The sequence below is a fragment of the Paenibacillus rhizoplanae genome (assembly GCF_042684125.1).
Classification (GTDB): Bacteria; Bacillota; Bacilli; order Paenibacillales; family Paenibacillaceae; genus Paenibacillus_AQ; species Paenibacillus_AQ rhizoplanae.
Genome location: NZ_JBHUKY010000072.1, coordinates 18,962 through 34,615 on the forward strand (window position 1 = coordinate 18,962; position 15,654 = coordinate 34,615).

Sequence of the window (15,654 nt, forward strand, 5' to 3'; positions counted from 1 at the left end):
AATAGCCCTTCTGTAAATATGTTTTTATTTACTTGGATGGATAAAACCCCTTCAATACCTCACGCATATCCTGCTTGATGTTAATATCCGGACGTTTTTCTTTCGCCAACGCTTCCGCCTCTTCTACATTCGCAGCATGGCCAAGTTCAAGCAGGACTCCCGTGGCCACAGTCCCCGTACGGTTCCGTCCGCCGGCGCAATGGAAATACACGGTCTTCCCCTCATTAACTGCTGCCGTAACCGCTTGGATTGCCGCTTGAACTGAATCTTCCTGGCCACCCTCATCTTCCACGATCGGAAAATGATGACGGGTTACATGCTCAGGGAAGCCTTCTGCCTTCGTGCCGGTATCCCTTAAGTCAAACACATCGGTAATCTCTTGCTCCTGCAGAGCTTCAAGCAGCGCATTCTCCCCGCCGATATATACTTTACCTTCGATCAATTCATGATAATTTGCCATTATAGTTCTCCCCTATCTCTATTCTCTAGCAGCAGTTGCTTCCGCTACGAGAGTTCTTTAAGCTGCTCATACCCTGTTACTTCACTAAGCTTCCAAGGGATAATTACCACATGCCCCTCAGCATTTTGTTCTACCTTCTGAATCCAGTTCAGTTCAGCATGAGCCCTCCCGCTAAGCACAGGATCTGTTGTCCCTGCAGCAGCAAAGCTTTGATTGATCGCCCACCATTTCGTTGGAATACCCGCACGCTTCAAATCCTGTTCCAGGCGGGAAGCTTCATACACTGGTGTTGCCTCCGCCAGAGTGACAATAACGACGCTTGTCTCCTTCGGATCACGAAGTCTCGGCAGTAAATGCTGTACGGAATCCGGAATGACGCCGGAGGAGCGGGCGATTTCCTTATGGTATTCCTGAGTGGCATCCAGTAATAACAACGTATGTCCGGTTGGTGCTGTATCTATAACCACAATCTCTTCTGCAGAGCGCTCTACCAGTTCAGCAAATGCCCGAAACACGGCTATCTCTTCAGTACATGGCGATCTTAAATCCTCTTCCAGGAAGGCAAGCCCCTCTTCATCCAGGGAATCTGCATTCTGGCGGATCACCTCTTGCTGGTATTTCTCCAGTTCCACCTTCGGATCAACCCGGCTGACGGAAATCTGACCGGAATGATCACCGAATACATATTCCAGATGAGCCGCCGGATCTGTTGTACTGAGATGAACCCGGTGTCCCCGTTCGGCCAGACCAACAGCTATAGCAGAGGCTACAGTTGTTTTCCCGACACCGCCTTTCCCCATTGTAAAGATCACCCGGATCCCGCTACCCTCCAAATCGGAGATCAAAGCGTCTAGTGTGGGGATGTCAGCATTCACCTCTACCTGTTGTACATGATCCGAAATCCCTTGGACTGGAGCGAAGAATGCACGCAAGCTTGCGATGCCTGTAACATTAAAGGGGGCTAACGGGATAGTGTAGCTTGCTAGAGCCTGTAGTTCAGCAGGCATTTGTGACAGCGCCTTCTGCTGGCGTTCTACAAAGCTCTTCGCCACTTGATCTTCGTTAATAGCTGAAGTGAGCACTCCATTTACTACAAGCAGCTGATTTTGGATCCCGGTTTCTTTAAGTTCAGAGGATGCACGTGCGGCTTCCTTTAAGGGCGAATGCTCCGGACGGGTGACCAGAATCAGGGTGGTCAGAGCACCGTCCGATAAGGACTTCACCGCTTCATGATATAGAACTTTTTTAGCTTCCAGACCTGCCAGAGGACCCAGACATGAGGCACCATGCGTACTTTCATCCAGGAATCCGCTCCAGGCTGAAGGCAGCTGCAGCAGCCGCAGTGTGTGCCCTGTTGGCGCAGTGTCAAACAGAATATGATCGAACTGTGCCTTCAATTTCTCATCCGTCAACAGCGTGGTGAATTCATCAAAAGCAGCAATTTCCACTGTACATGCCCCTGAAAACTGTTCTTCCATTGAAGCGACGACCGAATCGGGTAATACTCCCCGGTAAGGAGCAACTACTTTTGCCTTATATTCTTCGGCGGCTGTCTCCGGATCTAAATTGGCCGCAAAAAGATTGGGAACCTCTTCAATGGGAGTCGGATGGTTAAACAGCTCTACACCGAAAACATCCTGCAGATTGGAGGCTGGGTCCGTACTCACCAGCAGCACCCGTTTGCCGGAGTCTGCCAGCGCTACTGCTGCTGCACAGGCTGTTGAGGTTTTACCCACTCCGCCTTTTCCGGTGAAGAACAGGTACGGTGTCGGCAGCATAGTCAGTGGATCAAAGAGATTAGACATGGTATGCCTTCTTTCTTTTATTATGGCATCTATTATGACTTTGTCTTGATTTCAAGACGGATGCGGGGCTTGGCTGTCAATTCAGCTGCGGCAATCCCTGTCCACTGCTCTAACTCTTCATTCGTGGGGTAGCCCTGTTTCTTAACCACTTTCCCATCCACAAAAGTAACCGGCAATACTTCAGGACCTTCATTAACCAGCATTTGTCTGACTTCAGCATTCGTAACAAAAGCATCCGGTTCACTGGTCAGATTATATCTGGATACATCTACAGCTTGCTTTTTCAAGTTATGAACTACAGCAGATATACGAATCAATTCAGGATCAGCTACAGGTCCGCATACACCAGTGGAACAGCACATTGCCGGATCGTAAATTTCAATCTTTTTCATGAACTCGATCTCCTCCTTAGAAATACAGCCGGGAAGCCCCGGCTGTTACTCTGCCTTATTCACCTGTATCAGCGAATTGCTTGATGCGCTCGCCCACTTGGTTACGAACCCGCTGGAAGACTGCCCACTTCTCTTCATCTGTTCCTTGCGCTTTTGCCGGATCATCAAATCCCCAGTGCTCACGTTTCACTTGAGGCGGAGTAATTGGGCATTTATCTGCGGCATCTCCACACAATGTAATCACAAGGTCAGCGTTATTAAGCAGCTGCGGATCAATGATATCCGACGTTTGAGCTGAGATATCAATCCCTACTTCGCTCATTGCCTGAACGGCTTTCGGATTCAGACCGTGAGCCTCTATGCCGGCACTGTACACAATCCATTCCTCGCTCAAATATTTCTTAGCCCAGCCTTCGGCCATCTGGCTCCGGCAGGAGTTCCCTGTGCACAAAAAGTAAATGCTTTTCTTATCCATGAGTCGTAATCTCCTTTGAGTTTAAAATAGAATCAATGTTATATAGAGGCCAAGCAGTGTGATAAACAGTGTAGGGATCGTCAGGATAATACCCGTTTTGAAATACGTTCCCCAGGATATCTTCACCCCTTTGGTCGAAAGCACATGCAGCCACAGCAAGGTAGCCAGTGAGCCAATCGGTGTAATCTTCGGTCCCAAGTCAGAGCCGATGACATTCGCATAAATCAAGGCTTCCTTAATCAGTCCCGGGGTATGCGTAGCATCAATGGCCAGTGCATCAATCATCACCGTAGGCATGTTATTCATTACGGACGAGATAATTGCAGCAATAAAGCCCATCCCCATCGTTGCGGCGAACAATCCCTGATCGGCCACAGCCTGAATAACATCCGCAAGGACATCCGTCAGTCCCGCATTGCGCAGACCATATACGACGACATACATCCCGATGGAAAAGAATACAATCGCCCAGGGCGCACTCTTCACGACTTCCATCGTGGGGACATATGGGCTCCTTCTTGCCATGAGAAGGAAGAATATTGCGATAACCCCGGCTACCACAGACACCGGAATGTTCAGGAACTCACTCACGAAGTATCCTACCAGCAGAAGCGCTAATACCCACCAGGATAGTTTGAACATTTTCTTATCCTTGATAGCTTCCTGAGGATTTTTCAGCTGGGAGCTGTCGAATTTCTTGGGGATACTTTTACGGAAAAAGAAGTACAGAACCAGAATACTTGCCCCTAAGGAAAACAAAGTAGGCATCAGCATCCGTCCAGCGTATTCCATGAAGGTAATCCCGAAAAAGTCCGCTGATACAATGTTCACCAGATTACTTACAACCAGCGGCAATGACGTCGTATCCGCAATGAACCCGCTGGCGATGATGAACGGAAAGACCTTCTTCTCATCAAAATTCAGCGCACGGACCATAGCCAGCACAATCGGGGTCAGAATGAGCGCCGCTCCGTCGTTGGCAAAAAACGCGGCTACGACCGCACCAAGAATGGTGACATAGATGAACATTCGGGTTCCATTCCCCCGGGCAGCTCTGGCCATATGTAGGGCAGCCCATTCGAAGAATCCGATTTTATCGAGGATGAGCGAGATCAGGATGATTGCAACAAAGGCCAGTGTGGCATTCCATACAATCAAAGTGACGTCCTTAACATCGCTAAAGCTGACTACACCGGCAAGTAAAGCGAGTACCGCTCCGCCGCAGGCAGACCAGCCAATGGACAAGTTCTTAGGCTGCCAAATGACAAAGACTAAGGTAACAATAAAAATGAAACCCGCTAAGAATACTGAAATCAATCCGCTAACCTCCATTTAGTCACATGAAATCCTTAAGCCTTTCTTATCGAGCTCTTCTAATTCATGATCTTGTGAAGGAACGAAGGCAATCAGATTCTGAATTAATTCATGCTGGATACTGTTTGGATTCACCGAGTAGAATATCCACTGGCCTTTCCGGTTCTCCTTGACCAGCCCCGCATCCTTAAGCTTCCGCAAGTGCTGGCTCACAGATGGCTGACTCGTCTTGAAAATTTCAACCAGCTCGCATACACAGCATTCCTGCTTCTCCAGAAGCTTCATCATCGTCAGCCTGGTCTTATCTCCCAGTAGCTTCAACGTCTGTGACACTTCATCCAACTCATCCAGATTAAAGCTCATCTTCTGTCCCCCTTACCTCCATCATTATATAAGCATACACTTATATAATCAAGTGCTAATATACACGTCTTTAACTCTGTCCCTTTTAGTTACAATCACAGGCTGTATATTCGCCCTTTAATAAAAATAATAGCGATTCTGTATCCGGTAGTGCATCTAAAATGGTGTGAATATAAGAATCTTCCTCTATAGCCAAAGCATAATAAACCCACTGTGCCCGTTTTGTTTCTTTCACGAGTCCCTGCGCCTTTAATTTTCTTAAATGCTGGCTTACATTGGGTTGAGACATATTTAGAATATCCACCAAATCACAAACACACCATTCTCTATCCTTTAACAATCCCATAATGGTAAGTCTGGTTTTGTCACCCAGTAATTTCAATTTCTCTGCCATTTCTATGTTGAACATATGCACGGTCCTCTCAGAATTTTGACTAGGACACGGTGATGTCTGCACAGCAATTTTTGAATTTCCGGCTGCTGCCGCATGGACAAGGATCGTTTCGGCCCGGAAGACGACCTTTAAAGTTTCGCTGCACATTCTCCGTGAACAGCTGCCGCCGAAGCGATGCTCCCAGCGTCTTCATACGCTCATCGGCATAAGCATAAATGCGCTTGTAGCTGGAGCAGAAATAATCCGGGTCCGAAACACTCAGATCATCTGCCCATTTGCGGTTGCGCGGACAGCCTCCGTTGCACAGCGGCTTGTATTCACAGTTCTGGCAAGCTGCTGGCAGCGTCTTCTTCATTCCAAGAAATGACATCCGTGCAGGATGCAACAGCAATTCGTTCAAGCTGTCCTTGGCCACATTGCCGAGCTTCCAGTCATCATGAATATAGAAGTCACAGGGATAGGCATCCCCGTTCTGTTCCAGAACCAGCATGGTGCTGCATCCGGAGCGGTGAACACATAACTCAGCCTCTCGGCCCGTACAGACACTAAGCATATTGTCGAAGAAGCGAATTGACGTCCGCGGCTGCCCATCGTTATACCAATAATCAAAAGCTTCGCACAGGAATTGTCCATACTCCTCAGGTGTGATATCATAGCTGCCAGCCATGCCTATTTCCTGAGAGCGGAAGTCCATACAAGGAATAAATTGTACATATGCAAATTCTTCACGTTCATAGAATTCAATCAGCTCTTTGGCCTTCTTGATATTCCCCCGGTGAAGCACTGTGAGAATATTGAAATCCACTTGATGCCGACGCAGGCAATCAATCCCCTTCATAACCCGATCAAAGCTCCCTTGCCCCCGGGAATCCACCCTCCGCTCATCATGAATATCGCTAGGTCCGTCCACGCTAATGCCAATCAAAAACTGGTATTTCCGGAACAAGGCTGCCCATTTATCGGTGATCAGCGTGCCGTTCGTTTGCAGGGCATTACTGATTGCTGTATGTGCAGGGGCATACGCCGCTTGAAGCGTCACGACCTCTTCAAAAAAATCCAGCCCCGCGAGCAGAGGTTCCCCTCCCTGCCAGGCAAAGGAGGCACTTCCCTTGCTCATTTCCATATATTCTTGGATAAATGTATTCAGGATAGCGGAATCAATCCGGTTGATTCGTGGACCGGGCTTCCCTCCACAGGTACTGTAATAACAATAATCGCAGGCCAAATTACAATCCTCTGAAACAGTCTTCCATAATACACCAAAACTCCCGTAATCTTCGTAATCCGTTATTGCACATGTATCGGTCATAATTCCCTCCTATACTCATTTGGAAATAATCTTCGACATTTCAGGTGCCACTATCCTAAGAAATCCTCCATGTCCAGCGGCTGGCCTATAGCGATAAATTCACTTGGTGACATGGAGGTCAGTTGCTTAAACATGCGAAAAAAATAGGATGCATCATAGTATCCTAAATACTGGGAAATTGCCGCGACCGTTGTTTTGGTGTTAAGCAGCAGATAACATGCCTCCAAAATGCGAAGCCGATGCAGATATTTAATAGGCGACTGTCCCGTCACTTCCTTGTACACCGAGATGGTGTAATTCTCTGAGCATCCAATAAGCTTGGCCAACTGCTCAATCTCTATGGATTCGCGATAATGGCACAAAAGATAATTCTGAATCGTCCGAGCATACTGGACTTTCATTGGCGCGATTTCCGGCTGTTCCAACTCGCGGGCGGTAATGCCGAGCAGTTCTTGAAGAATGCCCTGACAGATCATTGATCGGAAGCTCTTGACTCCACGCATTTCCATAAATAACTTCTCAAAACGACGACGAAGGGCTTCAAAACTGCGCGGCTTGAGTATGGTATGCCTGTCTTGGCGCAGAAAGGGCAGGAGCTCCGTTTCTTCTCCGGAGGTAAACAGAATGGTATACTTCTGGTGTGGTCCACTCTCATGATCCTCTCCCGCCCGATCAATGAGGTTGGGGAGAATTAACAAGTCACCTTGCTCCAGAACAACCCGCGTTTTCTCGATATAGTAAACCACCTTCCCTTCGATAACCAAAATCAACACATTAAGTTTGATCCGTTCCTGCATGGTGCGCCATCCCGGAATCATTAAATCATGATACACCGAATCTACGGTATACAAATAACCGCCTCCTCCCTTTCACGTTTGAATGCTGAGAATATCGATGTTTACTACAGTTTAAGATGTGAATTGTACATGTAATCTGAACATCATACATCGACTTGCCTTATGCATCAAATCTATAATTAGGTCAACGTTAAGAGCAAAGCTTTGTAGTTGAAACATTACCACGCACTTTTCAAAGTTGCAATGACACTGATAAACATTCAGAAGGAGAGGACTCATTTGAAAATTTTGCTGCTTGATTTGGATTCGACATCACCTAGTCACCTGGGCTGTTATGGCTACCACCGTGACACTTCCCCCCATATCGACCAAATTTCACGGGAAGGCGTCCGGTTTACCAACTATTATACGTCTGATGCACCTTGTCTCCCATCCCGTACCGCGCTCATGACAGGCCGCTTCGGCATTCATAACGGCGTCGTTGGACACGGCGGAACCGCCGCTGACCTTCGTCTGGAGGGAGAAGAACGAAGCTTTCAAAGCCGTTTGAACCGGGAGAGTCTTCCGGCGCTTTTCCGTGCAGAAGGCATGCACACCACCCTGATCAGTCCTTTTGGGGAACGTCATTCAGCCTGGCCCTTCTATGCCGGTTTTAATGAGATTCACAATACCGGAAGAAGCGGCGCCGAATCGGGAGAGGAGGTCACGCCACTTGTCCTGGACTGGATCTCTCGGAACGCAGAGAAAGATAATTGGCTGCTGTATGTAAATTATTGGGACGCGCACACTCCTTACCGTGCTCCGGAATCATTCGGCAATCCGTTTGCCGGCGAACCGTTGCCTCCCTGGATGACCGAAGAGATGGTTGAAATGCATAAGCGGAAGGTTGGTCCGCACAGCGCCAGCGAGGTCAACATGTACAACGATCAGGCGCAAGAAGAATACCCGCGCCTTCCCGGCAAGATTACCGACATGGACAGTCTCCGGCAAATGATTGATGGCTATGACTGCGGCATCCGCTACATGGACGAACACATCGGACTTATCTTCGACGCCTTAAAAGCTCAAGGCATCATGGACGACTTGGTTATTATCATCACGGCAGATCACGGCGAGAATATGGGTGAGCTTGGAATTTACGGAGAGCATGGCACGGCTGACCAGGGTACTTGCCGAATTCCAATGATTATCCGTTATCCCGGCATGAAACAAAATCATGTAGACCATGGCTTGCATTATCATTTGGATCTCGCTCCAACATTGGCCGAGCTCATGGGCCGCGAGCCGATGCCGAGCTGGGATGGGCAAAGTTACGCGCCGGCGCTCAAGACAGGCCAGGATTGCGGAAGAGCTACGCTGGTCATCTCGCAATGCGCGCATGTCTGCCAGCGTAGCGTTCGTTTCGATCAATGGTTGTATATCCGTACCTATCATGATGGATATCATCTGTTTGACACCGAAATGCTATTTCATCTGGAGGAAGATTCGCATGAGCAGCACAATGTCGCCGCCGCGCATCCTGAGGTATGCCGCGAAGCTGTGTACCGCCTGAATGAATGGCATGACGGTATGATGCGCACCATGCCTTACGACACAGACCCGCTGTGGACGGTGATGAAGGAAGGCGGCCCCTACCATGCCAAAGGACAACTCAAGGCCTATGCACATCGGCTGGAGGAGACCGGACGTGGCCATGCGATTCCTGAGCTTATGAAGCGACATCCGCGGGAGTTCCAATAGAAGCTGGCCCACAAATAAACAGAGCAGCAATTCAAAAATTGAAGGAATCGCTGTTCTGTTTTTTTCGTGCTTTACAAATAAACACTTGCAATTTGCAATTAAATATTTTATAACTTAGGTATGAGGTGAAAACAATGGAAACCCCAAGAGAATTATTACAAATCATGACCCGGCGTTTAGGACTACTCAATAAGGATTGCTGCAGCGTAGGCGGATGTGATCTCTCTGCGACCCAAAGCCATCTATTGTATGAAATTGATCGAAGCCACAATCCTTCTATGCAGGAAGTCGCCGAAATACTTGGCACTGATATTACAACCTTCAGCAGACAAGTCCAGTCTTTGGTAAAAATGAACTTGGTTAAAAAGATGCCTGATCCCACGGATCGAAGAGTCTATAATCTGTCGCTTACTCCCGAAGGGAAAATGGTGGCTACAACCATTGATCAGCAAATGAACGCCTATCTAAATGAAGCTTTCTCGAACATGAGTGAATTTGAAGTAGAGACCCTGCTACGATCCATTAAGCTCTTTAACGAAGCCATGGGGAAATCCAGCAATTGCTGTGCACCTGTAAAAGGGTGATTTCTCTTGCCTTATATTTGCATTTTGCAAGTTATTCTACTTTACGAGGAGTGTTACATTATCATTATGAGCAAACTTACACATGACCAGATCCGCCAGAATGTCCGGGGACGCTATCAAAAGATCGCTGTGAAAAAGGTCGAAGCTCCCTCTTCCTGCTGTGCACCTTCTGAAAGCAGCTGCTGTGACTCCCCATCCGATTATGATGCCATATCCGCTAAGCTAGGTTATTCCAGTGGCGATCTTGCTGCAGTTCCTGAGGGTGCGAATTTGGGCCTTGGATGCGGTAACCCTCAGGCTATCGCTGAACTGCAGGCGGGTGAACATGTTCTGGACCTCGGGAGCGGCGGTGGCTTTGATTGCTTCCTCGCTTCCCGGCAGGTAGGTGAACAAGGCCGCGTTATAGGTGTAGATATGACACCTGAGATGATCAGCCGGGCAAGAGAAAATGCCATTAAGGGTAAGTTCAGTAATACCGAATTCAGATTAGGTGAAATTGAGCATCTTCCTCTCGCCGACAACTCAATGAATGTCATTATCTCCAACTGCGTGATTAACCTCTCACCAGACAAACAACAAGTATTCCGGGAGGCCTATCGTGTCCTCCAACCAGGCGGCCGTCTGGCGATCTCCGACATTGTAACTACAGCAGAACTTCCCCCTGAGATCAAAAATGATCTGGACGAATACTATTCAGGTTGTATCTCCGGAGCTTCTTCCATCGCTGATGTAGAGAAGATGCTTCGGGAAAGTGGCTTCTCTGAGATTAGTATTGAGCCCAAAGACGAATCCAGAACATTTATCAAGGACTGGGTTCCCGATGCGAACGTTGGCCAATACATTGTTTCTGCTGTAATTAAGGCGAGAAAGTAAGGGGATGTTCGTATGATCAGTACATTAACTGTTCGTCAGGCCGCTTTACAGGATATGGGGAGTATTATTCGAATCTACAACCAGGGGATTGAGGACCGGATCGCTACGCTGGAAACGGAGACGAAAGACTCCTCCTATATGAAGGCGTGGTTCAGCGATCACCAAGGCCGCTTTAGCGTTTTGGTAGCGGAACGAGAGAGTGAAATCATTGGCTGGGCTTCCCTGAACCCTTACTCCCATCGCTGCGCCTATAGCGGTGTTGCTGACCTATCGGTTTACATTGACCGCAGCTATCGCGGGCAGGGTGTAGGTAGTTTTCTCCTTGAGTCCTTACACAAGATAGCCAAGGAAAACAGCTTTCATAAAATTGTTCTCTTTACTTTTCCGTTCAACCAAGGCGGTCAAAGCTTGTACTTCAAAATGGGTTATCGGCAGGTTGGTGTTTTTGAGAAGCAGGGGATTATGAATGGAGAGTTTATTGACGTGATGATTATGGAGAAACTGCTATAGATTGAGTAAACATATAAAACCGTGGGAACTCTGGGTTTCCCACGGTTTTATATGTTATATCCTAGCTATTTTACAATTATCACCGGATATTGAACCAACTTCATCACCTTAGGACTTACGCTGCCCATTATCATTTCCTGCAGCGTATTCAGCAAGGACTATATTCCTCATAGGATAGAAAGATATGTTCACGTGTTAGCGGACCATGTTCGATAATCGCCTTGCGCTTGGCTTTAAGAACAATTTGCTCAATATCTGCGAAGCTGCATCCGGCTAGGTGTTCACACACTTCCTCAGTCAATCCGTGTTCACCTTCAAAACCGTTGATTAATAATTCAATATATTGATGTCTGCTGAATTCATCAGGCAGCGAGTAGGTCATTTTCGTATCGAATCTTCTCCAGATCGCCCTGTCCAGCTCATTCGCTAAATTGGTTGCTGCTACAAAAATACTGCTGTCGCCAAAATCATCCAGACATTGCAGTAACGTGTTGACCGCCCGTGCCATTTCTTTAACCTCATCGTTACTCTCTCGTGTTCTGGCAATCGCATCAAATTCATCCAAAAATAGAACGCAAGGCGTTGCTTTGGCATACTCGAATATCTTGCGGATATTGCTTCCGGTCTCACCCAAGTGGCTGTGAATAATCGCATCCAGCCGAACCAAGATAAGTGGAAGCTCCAGCATTTGAGCCATGTAGAATGCGGTCAGAGTTTTCCCGGTACCCGGCGGTCCGTACATGACAACTTTATTGGGAATGGGTACGTGGTGCTCCTCAAAAGTTTCCCTCATCCCTAGGATGGTTATAAATTCTTCGACAATCTTTCGGTTCATCTCGGGCAGTACAAGGTATTTAACCTTCCTGGCACATTCTTTGGGTGTATAATACGTCCCCATATCTATTCCTTTTGCTCTGGGAAGACGCTGATTGTTGCTGTTTTTATTCATTCGTGTGTGGCTCCTTAACTTTTCATCAGTATTGACCGTATTTAATCGTAATAATTACGCTTTAAATCATCATACTTTCTTTTCGTTTAAAATGTCAACCAGCAGGGGGCATTACTTCAATCTCCACCCCTCTGCTCCTTGCTGCAGATTCCACAGATTGGCATAGATGCCTTGCTCCTGCAGCAAGGCATCATGCTTGCCCTGCTGGACAAGACGGCCTTGATCAAGAACCAGGATCTTGTCCGCATTCTGAATGGTCTTCAGTCGGTGTGCAATCAGAATGACGGTCTTATCCGCAACAAGCTCGTTAATCGCCTGCTGGATTGCTGCCTCGTTCTCCGGGTCGAGTGACGCTGTAGCCTCATCAAGCAAGACAATAGATGCATTCTTGAGCAATGTCCGAGCAATGGACACCCGCTGCTTCTCTCCACCGGACAATGTTGACCCGCCTTCACCTACCGGAGTATCATAGCCTTGCGGAAGCTTGGATATGAATTCATGACAGCAGGCCCGTCTGGCGGCTTGCTCGATCTCTTCCTGAGTTGCTTCCATATTGCCGATACGAATATTATTGCCGATCGTATCCTGGAAGAGATAGACGTCCTGGAAGACCATGGAGATATTCTCCAGCAGCTTCTCCGGGTTTATCTCCCGGGTAGATACTCCGCCAATGGTGATTCTTCCGTGTTCCACCTCCCAGAATCGGGCAATCAGCCGTGTGACCGTACTTTTCCCGCTTCCTGAGGGTCCGACGAGTGCAGTAATTGTATTAGGGGCTATAGTGAAAGATAGATCCTGCAGCACCGGTAACCCAGCGTCGTATCCGAAGGTCACTGCATCGAAGACAATATCCCCGGGCAGCATGTTACTTCTTGTCCCCTGCATAGGCATCTCCTGTTGAACATCCATAATTCGTTGAGCGCTGTATGCGGAATATCTAATTTCACCGTAATTCATCAACACAGCAGTCAAAGGTTCGAATACCTTGGTTCCAATTAAAAGAAATAATAGAAAGACAGGCAGTGACAGCGTCCCCCCTGCGAGAAGATAACTGCCCACAAAAATCATGATTGTTAATCCGGAACGGGTCAGCAGCATCGCCCCCATGATCAGCGGTCCCATAATCCCTTCTAGCCGGATGGAAGCCCCCTTCAGCTGATCGAAGGACAGGCGAAGCCGTTCAAACCGCTTCCCGCCCATATTATGTGCCTTAATCTCACGGATACCGGACAGATATTCCTGTAGGCGGCTGGCAGCCTCATTTTTGGCCTCGACATGGTTGGCGCTTAATCTGGCCTGCAAAGAATCTGTCATCCATAGCAGCAATGCCCCCAGTGGAATCGCGGCAAACATGGCGAGTGCCATTCTCCAATCAACGAAAACAAGTCCTGCGAGTGCCAATAGAGGTAGAATAACCGCACTGATTAACTGCGGGACATTATGAGAAATCGTTTGCTCGACCTGTCCATAGTCACTTAACAGCAGATTCGTAATATCCGCCGGATCCCGTCTGCCGAAGAACCCCAGCGACAGATGGCGAATATGCTCGGCGAGCGTCAGACGGCCTGTCGCAGACAAGCTGTAAGCCGCTTTATAGGTTTTGTTGTATAGAGAGACGTAGGCTGCATATTCAACAGCAAGCCAAAGAAGCAGAATGATGCTGACGAGCCACATCCTCCGGATATCCAGTGGACTCCCCGAATTTGCAAATGACATATATAGCGTATTGAAAATATCCACTAGTAGAGCTGCCGGAATTACTTTGGCAATCCCATCCAATAAAGCTGCGATGGCGGATGACCACAAGCTGCGCGGCTGGCCGCCGGATATATTATAGAAGTAATTATTCATGGCCCGTCCCCTTCTTCTCTGCGCCTAATTGCCATACTGCTGCACTGATGTGAGCCTGCCACATTTTTTCGTATAACCCCATTTGGCTGCGCAATTCATAATGCGTCCCCCGCTCCACAATTTCTCCTTGCTGCACGACAAGAATCTGTTCTGCTGAACGTATGGTTGAGAGGCGGTGAGCAATGATCAGTACGGTTTTTCCTTTTACTAATTCAACCAGACCCTGCTGAATTTTATGCTCATTCTCGGCATCGGCATAAGCCGTAGCTTCATCCAGTACAAGAATCGGCGCATTCTTGAGCAGCGCTCTGGCTATAGCGATCCGCTGCGCCTCTCCTCCGGATAGATAAGTTCCGCCTTCACCAATTTTGGTATCGTATCCGTGCTTTAGCCGTTCTATGAACTCATGGCAGCAAGCGATCACAGAAGCATTGATGACCTCCTGTCTGGTAGCCTTTGTATTCCCCATACGGATATTCTCTTCGATTGAATCGTAGAACAGATGTACATCCTGGAACACGAAAGAGACCGTCTCCATAAGATTCTCTGTCCCCATATCACGAACAGGAACACTTCCTATAGTGATTGTGCCTTCCTGGACATCCCAGAAGCGTAGAAGCAGGTTGGCTATTGTAGACTTTCCTCCTCCCGAAGGCCCTACCAGTGCTGTCATCTCGCCGGATTTGGCTGTGAACTGGATGTCCTTCAAGACAGGCTTGTAATTCTCGCTGTCCTGCTGTTCATAAGCAAAAGAAACATGATCGAAGGAGATATCGTAAGAATCAGGGATTTGAGGATTTAACGGTTCAGCCACAATGTTTTCTGCGAACACAGCCTCGATCCGCTTATGGCCCTCAATGATCTCCCGGAGCCCGCTGCCCAAATGCAGCAGCTTCAGCATCGGGGCTGACAGGCTTGGCGTAATAATCAGAAACAGGATAAAGGTTATTGCGAATGCCTGCTCACCGGAGTGACGGCTGACCAAAAATATACCTATAGGTACAACAAACGAAAACAACGAACTTACAATGACAAAAAATATACTGTAGGAGGTCTTACACAGGTCAGTGATTCTTAATGAAATATCACGATATCTGTGCACTGCTGTCCTGAAGGTCAAGAAGGAATCCGCAGTGATACCAAATACTTTGACAGCCGGCATGCCTCTGACATATTCCACTGCCGTAGCATTCATCTCTTCCACTGCAAACTGAAAATCACGATAGGCTGTACGACCCTCATCGCTGGCAAACATGCGTGCCTGCATCCAGAAGGCGAAGCTCATGGGAATCAGAAGCACCAATGCCATACGCCAATCCAGCCAGAACAAGTAACCTGTTAGCAGCAGCGGTATAATAATGGCACTGATTAAATCAGGTAGCTGATGAGCAATGAATTTCTCGATCTTTTCTACACTGACTTCGATAATTTTCTTGAGTTCACCTGTCGCTGTTTGGGTATGATAGCCCATTGGAACTTTCGCCGCGTGGTCAGTGAGTCGGACGCGCAGCGTATACAGAATATTAAAGGCTGCAATATGGGAGCTCATCCCGCTGATGTAAAAAGTGAGCAATGCAGCTATCATCGCTACAAATACGAACGCCCCCCAGAAAAGCAACACGTCCTTATCTATTTCAGATGGCTGTCCTGCATGTATCAGCAGTTCCTCGATAATCTTGTAGACAGCAACAAAAGGTGCCAGCTGCAAAAAGCTCGACAATACAGAAAAGAAGCTTGCTGTAACAAGCAGACCTTTTTTCCCGCCGGCTATGCTGATTAATCCTGATATTTCCGACTTTTGTTTCATGCAATACCTCCTTGCCTTCTATACAGTTTAT

General features: G+C 47.8%; 16 protein-coding genes and 1 pseudogene. 4 read left to right on the forward strand and 13 right to left on the reverse strand.

Features of this window, described 5'->3' with window-relative positions; genetic code table 11:
* Window positions 1-28: 28 nt before the first annotated feature.
* The 9 genes from ACFSX3_RS27305 to ACFSX3_RS27345 all read right to left on the reverse strand — a co-directional run bounded on the left by ACFSX3_RS27305 (window position 29) and on the right by ACFSX3_RS27345 (window position 7,363).
* Window positions 29-460, reverse strand: a complete 432-nt coding sequence (locus ACFSX3_RS27305) for a protein-tyrosine phosphatase family protein (RefSeq protein WP_209992949.1) — start codon at window positions 458-460, stop codon at window positions 29-31.
* A 44-nt stretch (window positions 461-504) separates the two neighbouring features.
* The gene (arsA, locus tag ACFSX3_RS27310) at window positions 505-2,265 is read right to left on the reverse strand and encodes an arsenical pump-driving ATPase (RefSeq protein WP_209992951.1); all 1,761 of its coding nucleotides are present in this window, start codon (window positions 2,263-2,265) and stop codon (window positions 505-507) included.
* 32 nt (window positions 2,266-2,297) lie between these two features.
* Window positions 2,298-2,657 carry an arsenite efflux transporter metallochaperone ArsD gene (gene arsD / locus ACFSX3_RS27315; RefSeq protein ID WP_209992953.1) on the reverse strand — a complete coding sequence of 120 codons (360 nt, stop codon included), beginning with the start codon at window positions 2,655-2,657 and terminating at the stop codon, window positions 2,298-2,300.
* A gap of 55 nt (window positions 2,658-2,712) precedes the next feature.
* A complete protein-coding gene (gene arsC, locus ACFSX3_RS27320; RefSeq protein ID WP_209992955.1) occupies window positions 2,713-3,132 on the reverse strand; it encodes an arsenate reductase (thioredoxin) in 420 nt (139 codons plus the stop codon).
* Between the two features lie 21 nt (window positions 3,133-3,153).
* Complete coding sequence (locus ACFSX3_RS27325; RefSeq protein ID WP_379313504.1) at window positions 3,154-4,449, reverse strand: arsenic transporter; 1,296 nt, start codon at window positions 4,447-4,449, stop codon at window positions 3,154-3,156.
* 15 nt (window positions 4,450-4,464) lie between these two features.
* The gene (locus ACFSX3_RS27330; RefSeq protein ID WP_039294274.1) at window positions 4,465-4,809 is read right to left on the reverse strand and encodes an ArsR/SmtB family transcription factor; all 345 of its coding nucleotides are present in this window, start codon (window positions 4,807-4,809) and stop codon (window positions 4,465-4,467) included.
* Between the two features lie 85 nt (window positions 4,810-4,894).
* Window positions 4,895-5,218: an ArsR/SmtB family transcription factor gene (locus tag ACFSX3_RS27335; RefSeq protein WP_209992958.1), complete on the reverse strand. Its 324-nt coding sequence runs from the start codon at window positions 5,216-5,218 to the stop codon at window positions 4,895-4,897.
* 25 nt (window positions 5,219-5,243) lie between these two features.
* Window positions 5,244-6,512 (reverse strand): anaerobic sulfatase maturase, encoded by a 1,269-nt coding sequence (locus ACFSX3_RS27340; protein ID WP_209992959.1) that lies wholly within the window; start codon window positions 6,510-6,512, stop codon window positions 5,244-5,246.
* A 50-nt stretch (window positions 6,513-6,562) separates the two neighbouring features.
* Window positions 6,563-7,363, reverse strand: coding sequence for a helix-turn-helix domain-containing protein (locus tag ACFSX3_RS27345; RefSeq protein ID WP_379256497.1), 801 nt, complete (start codon window positions 7,361-7,363; stop codon window positions 6,563-6,565).
* Between the two features lie 225 nt (window positions 7,364-7,588).
* On the opposite strand from ACFSX3_RS27345, the gene ACFSX3_RS27350 reads away from it, so the two are divergent.
* The 4 genes from ACFSX3_RS27350 (at window position 7,589) to ACFSX3_RS27365 (ending at window position 11,016) form a co-directional block, all read left to right on the forward strand.
* Window positions 7,589-9,049, forward strand: a complete 1,461-nt coding sequence (locus ACFSX3_RS27350; protein ID WP_209992960.1) for a sulfatase — start codon at window positions 7,589-7,591, stop codon at window positions 9,047-9,049.
* A gap of 134 nt (window positions 9,050-9,183) precedes the next feature.
* Window positions 9,184-9,633: a MarR family winged helix-turn-helix transcriptional regulator gene (locus ACFSX3_RS27355; RefSeq protein ID WP_209992962.1), complete on the forward strand. Its 450-nt coding sequence runs from the start codon at window positions 9,184-9,186 to the stop codon at window positions 9,631-9,633.
* A 66-nt stretch (window positions 9,634-9,699) separates the two neighbouring features.
* Window positions 9,700-10,506, forward strand: coding sequence for an arsenite methyltransferase (locus ACFSX3_RS27360; RefSeq protein WP_209992963.1), 807 nt, complete (start codon window positions 9,700-9,702; stop codon window positions 10,504-10,506).
* Window positions 10,507-10,518: 12 nt separating this feature from the next.
* Window positions 10,519-11,016 (forward strand): arsinothricin resistance N-acetyltransferase ArsN1 family A, encoded by a 498-nt coding sequence (locus tag ACFSX3_RS27365; protein ID WP_379313507.1) that lies wholly within the window; start codon window positions 10,519-10,521, stop codon window positions 11,014-11,016.
* Between the two features lie 65 nt (window positions 11,017-11,081).
* On the opposite strand, the pseudogene ACFSX3_RS27370 reads toward ACFSX3_RS27365, so the two are convergent.
* The 4 genes and pseudogenes from ACFSX3_RS27370 to ACFSX3_RS27385 form a co-directional block, all read right to left on the reverse strand.
* Window positions 11,082-11,168: pseudogene (locus ACFSX3_RS27370) on the reverse strand (universal stress protein); the annotation flags it as partial.
* Window positions 11,165-11,965 (reverse strand): AAA family ATPase, encoded by an 801-nt coding sequence (locus tag ACFSX3_RS27375; protein ID WP_209992965.1) that lies wholly within the window; start codon window positions 11,963-11,965, stop codon window positions 11,165-11,167. The gene ACFSX3_RS27375 and the pseudogene ACFSX3_RS27370, both read right to left, overlap by 4 nt.
* A 111-nt stretch (window positions 11,966-12,076) precedes the next feature.
* Window positions 12,077-13,816, reverse strand: coding sequence for an ABC transporter ATP-binding protein (locus ACFSX3_RS27380; RefSeq protein WP_209992967.1), 1,740 nt, complete (start codon window positions 13,814-13,816; stop codon window positions 12,077-12,079).
* Window positions 13,809-15,623, reverse strand: coding sequence for an ABC transporter ATP-binding protein (locus ACFSX3_RS27385; RefSeq protein WP_209992968.1), 1,815 nt, complete (start codon window positions 15,621-15,623; stop codon window positions 13,809-13,811). Before ACFSX3_RS27385 ends, ACFSX3_RS27380 begins: the two co-directional genes overlap by 8 nt.
* Window positions 15,624-15,654 lie beyond the last annotated feature (31 nt).

Bases quoted from the DNA above. Each gene is read 5' to 3' on its own strand.
- ACFSX3_RS27305 (WP_209992949.1), bottom strand. From the start codon at position 460: ATGGCAAATTATCATGAATTGATCGAAGGTAAAGTATATATCGGCGGG.
- arsA (WP_209992951.1), bottom strand. From the start codon at position 2,265: ATGTCTAATCTCTTTGATCCACTGACTATGCTGCCGACACCGTACCTG.
- arsD (WP_209992953.1), bottom strand. From the start codon at position 2,657: ATGAAAAAGATTGAAATTTACGATCCGGCAATGTGCTGTTCCACTGGT.
- arsC (WP_209992955.1), bottom strand. From the start codon at position 3,132: ATGGATAAGAAAAGCATTTACTTTTTGTGCACAGGGAACTCCTGCCGG.
- ACFSX3_RS27330 (WP_039294274.1), bottom strand. From the start codon at position 4,809: ATGAGCTTTAATCTGGATGAGTTGGATGAAGTGTCACAGACGTTGAAG.
- ACFSX3_RS27335 (WP_209992958.1), bottom strand. From the start codon at position 5,218: ATGTTCAACATAGAAATGGCAGAGAAATTGAAATTACTGGGTGACAAA.
- ACFSX3_RS27340 (WP_209992959.1), bottom strand. From the start codon at position 6,512: ATGACCGATACATGTGCAATAACGGATTACGAAGATTACGGGAGTTTT.
- ACFSX3_RS27355 (WP_209992962.1), top strand. From the start codon at position 9,184: ATGGAAACCCCAAGAGAATTATTACAAATCATGACCCGGCGTTTAGGA.
- ACFSX3_RS27360 (WP_209992963.1), top strand. From the start codon at position 9,700: ATGAGCAAACTTACACATGACCAGATCCGCCAGAATGTCCGGGGACGC.
- ACFSX3_RS27365 (WP_379313507.1), top strand. From the start codon at position 10,519: ATGATCAGTACATTAACTGTTCGTCAGGCCGCTTTACAGGATATGGGG.
- ACFSX3_RS27375 (WP_209992965.1), bottom strand. From the start codon at position 11,965: ATGAATAAAAACAGCAACAATCAGCGTCTTCCCAGAGCAAAAGGAATA.
- ACFSX3_RS27380 (WP_209992967.1), bottom strand. From the start codon at position 13,816: ATGAATAATTACTTCTATAATATATCCGGCGGCCAGCCGCGCAGCTTG.
- ACFSX3_RS27385 (WP_209992968.1), bottom strand. From the start codon at position 15,623: ATGAAACAAAAGTCGGAAATATCAGGATTAATCAGCATAGCCGGCGGG.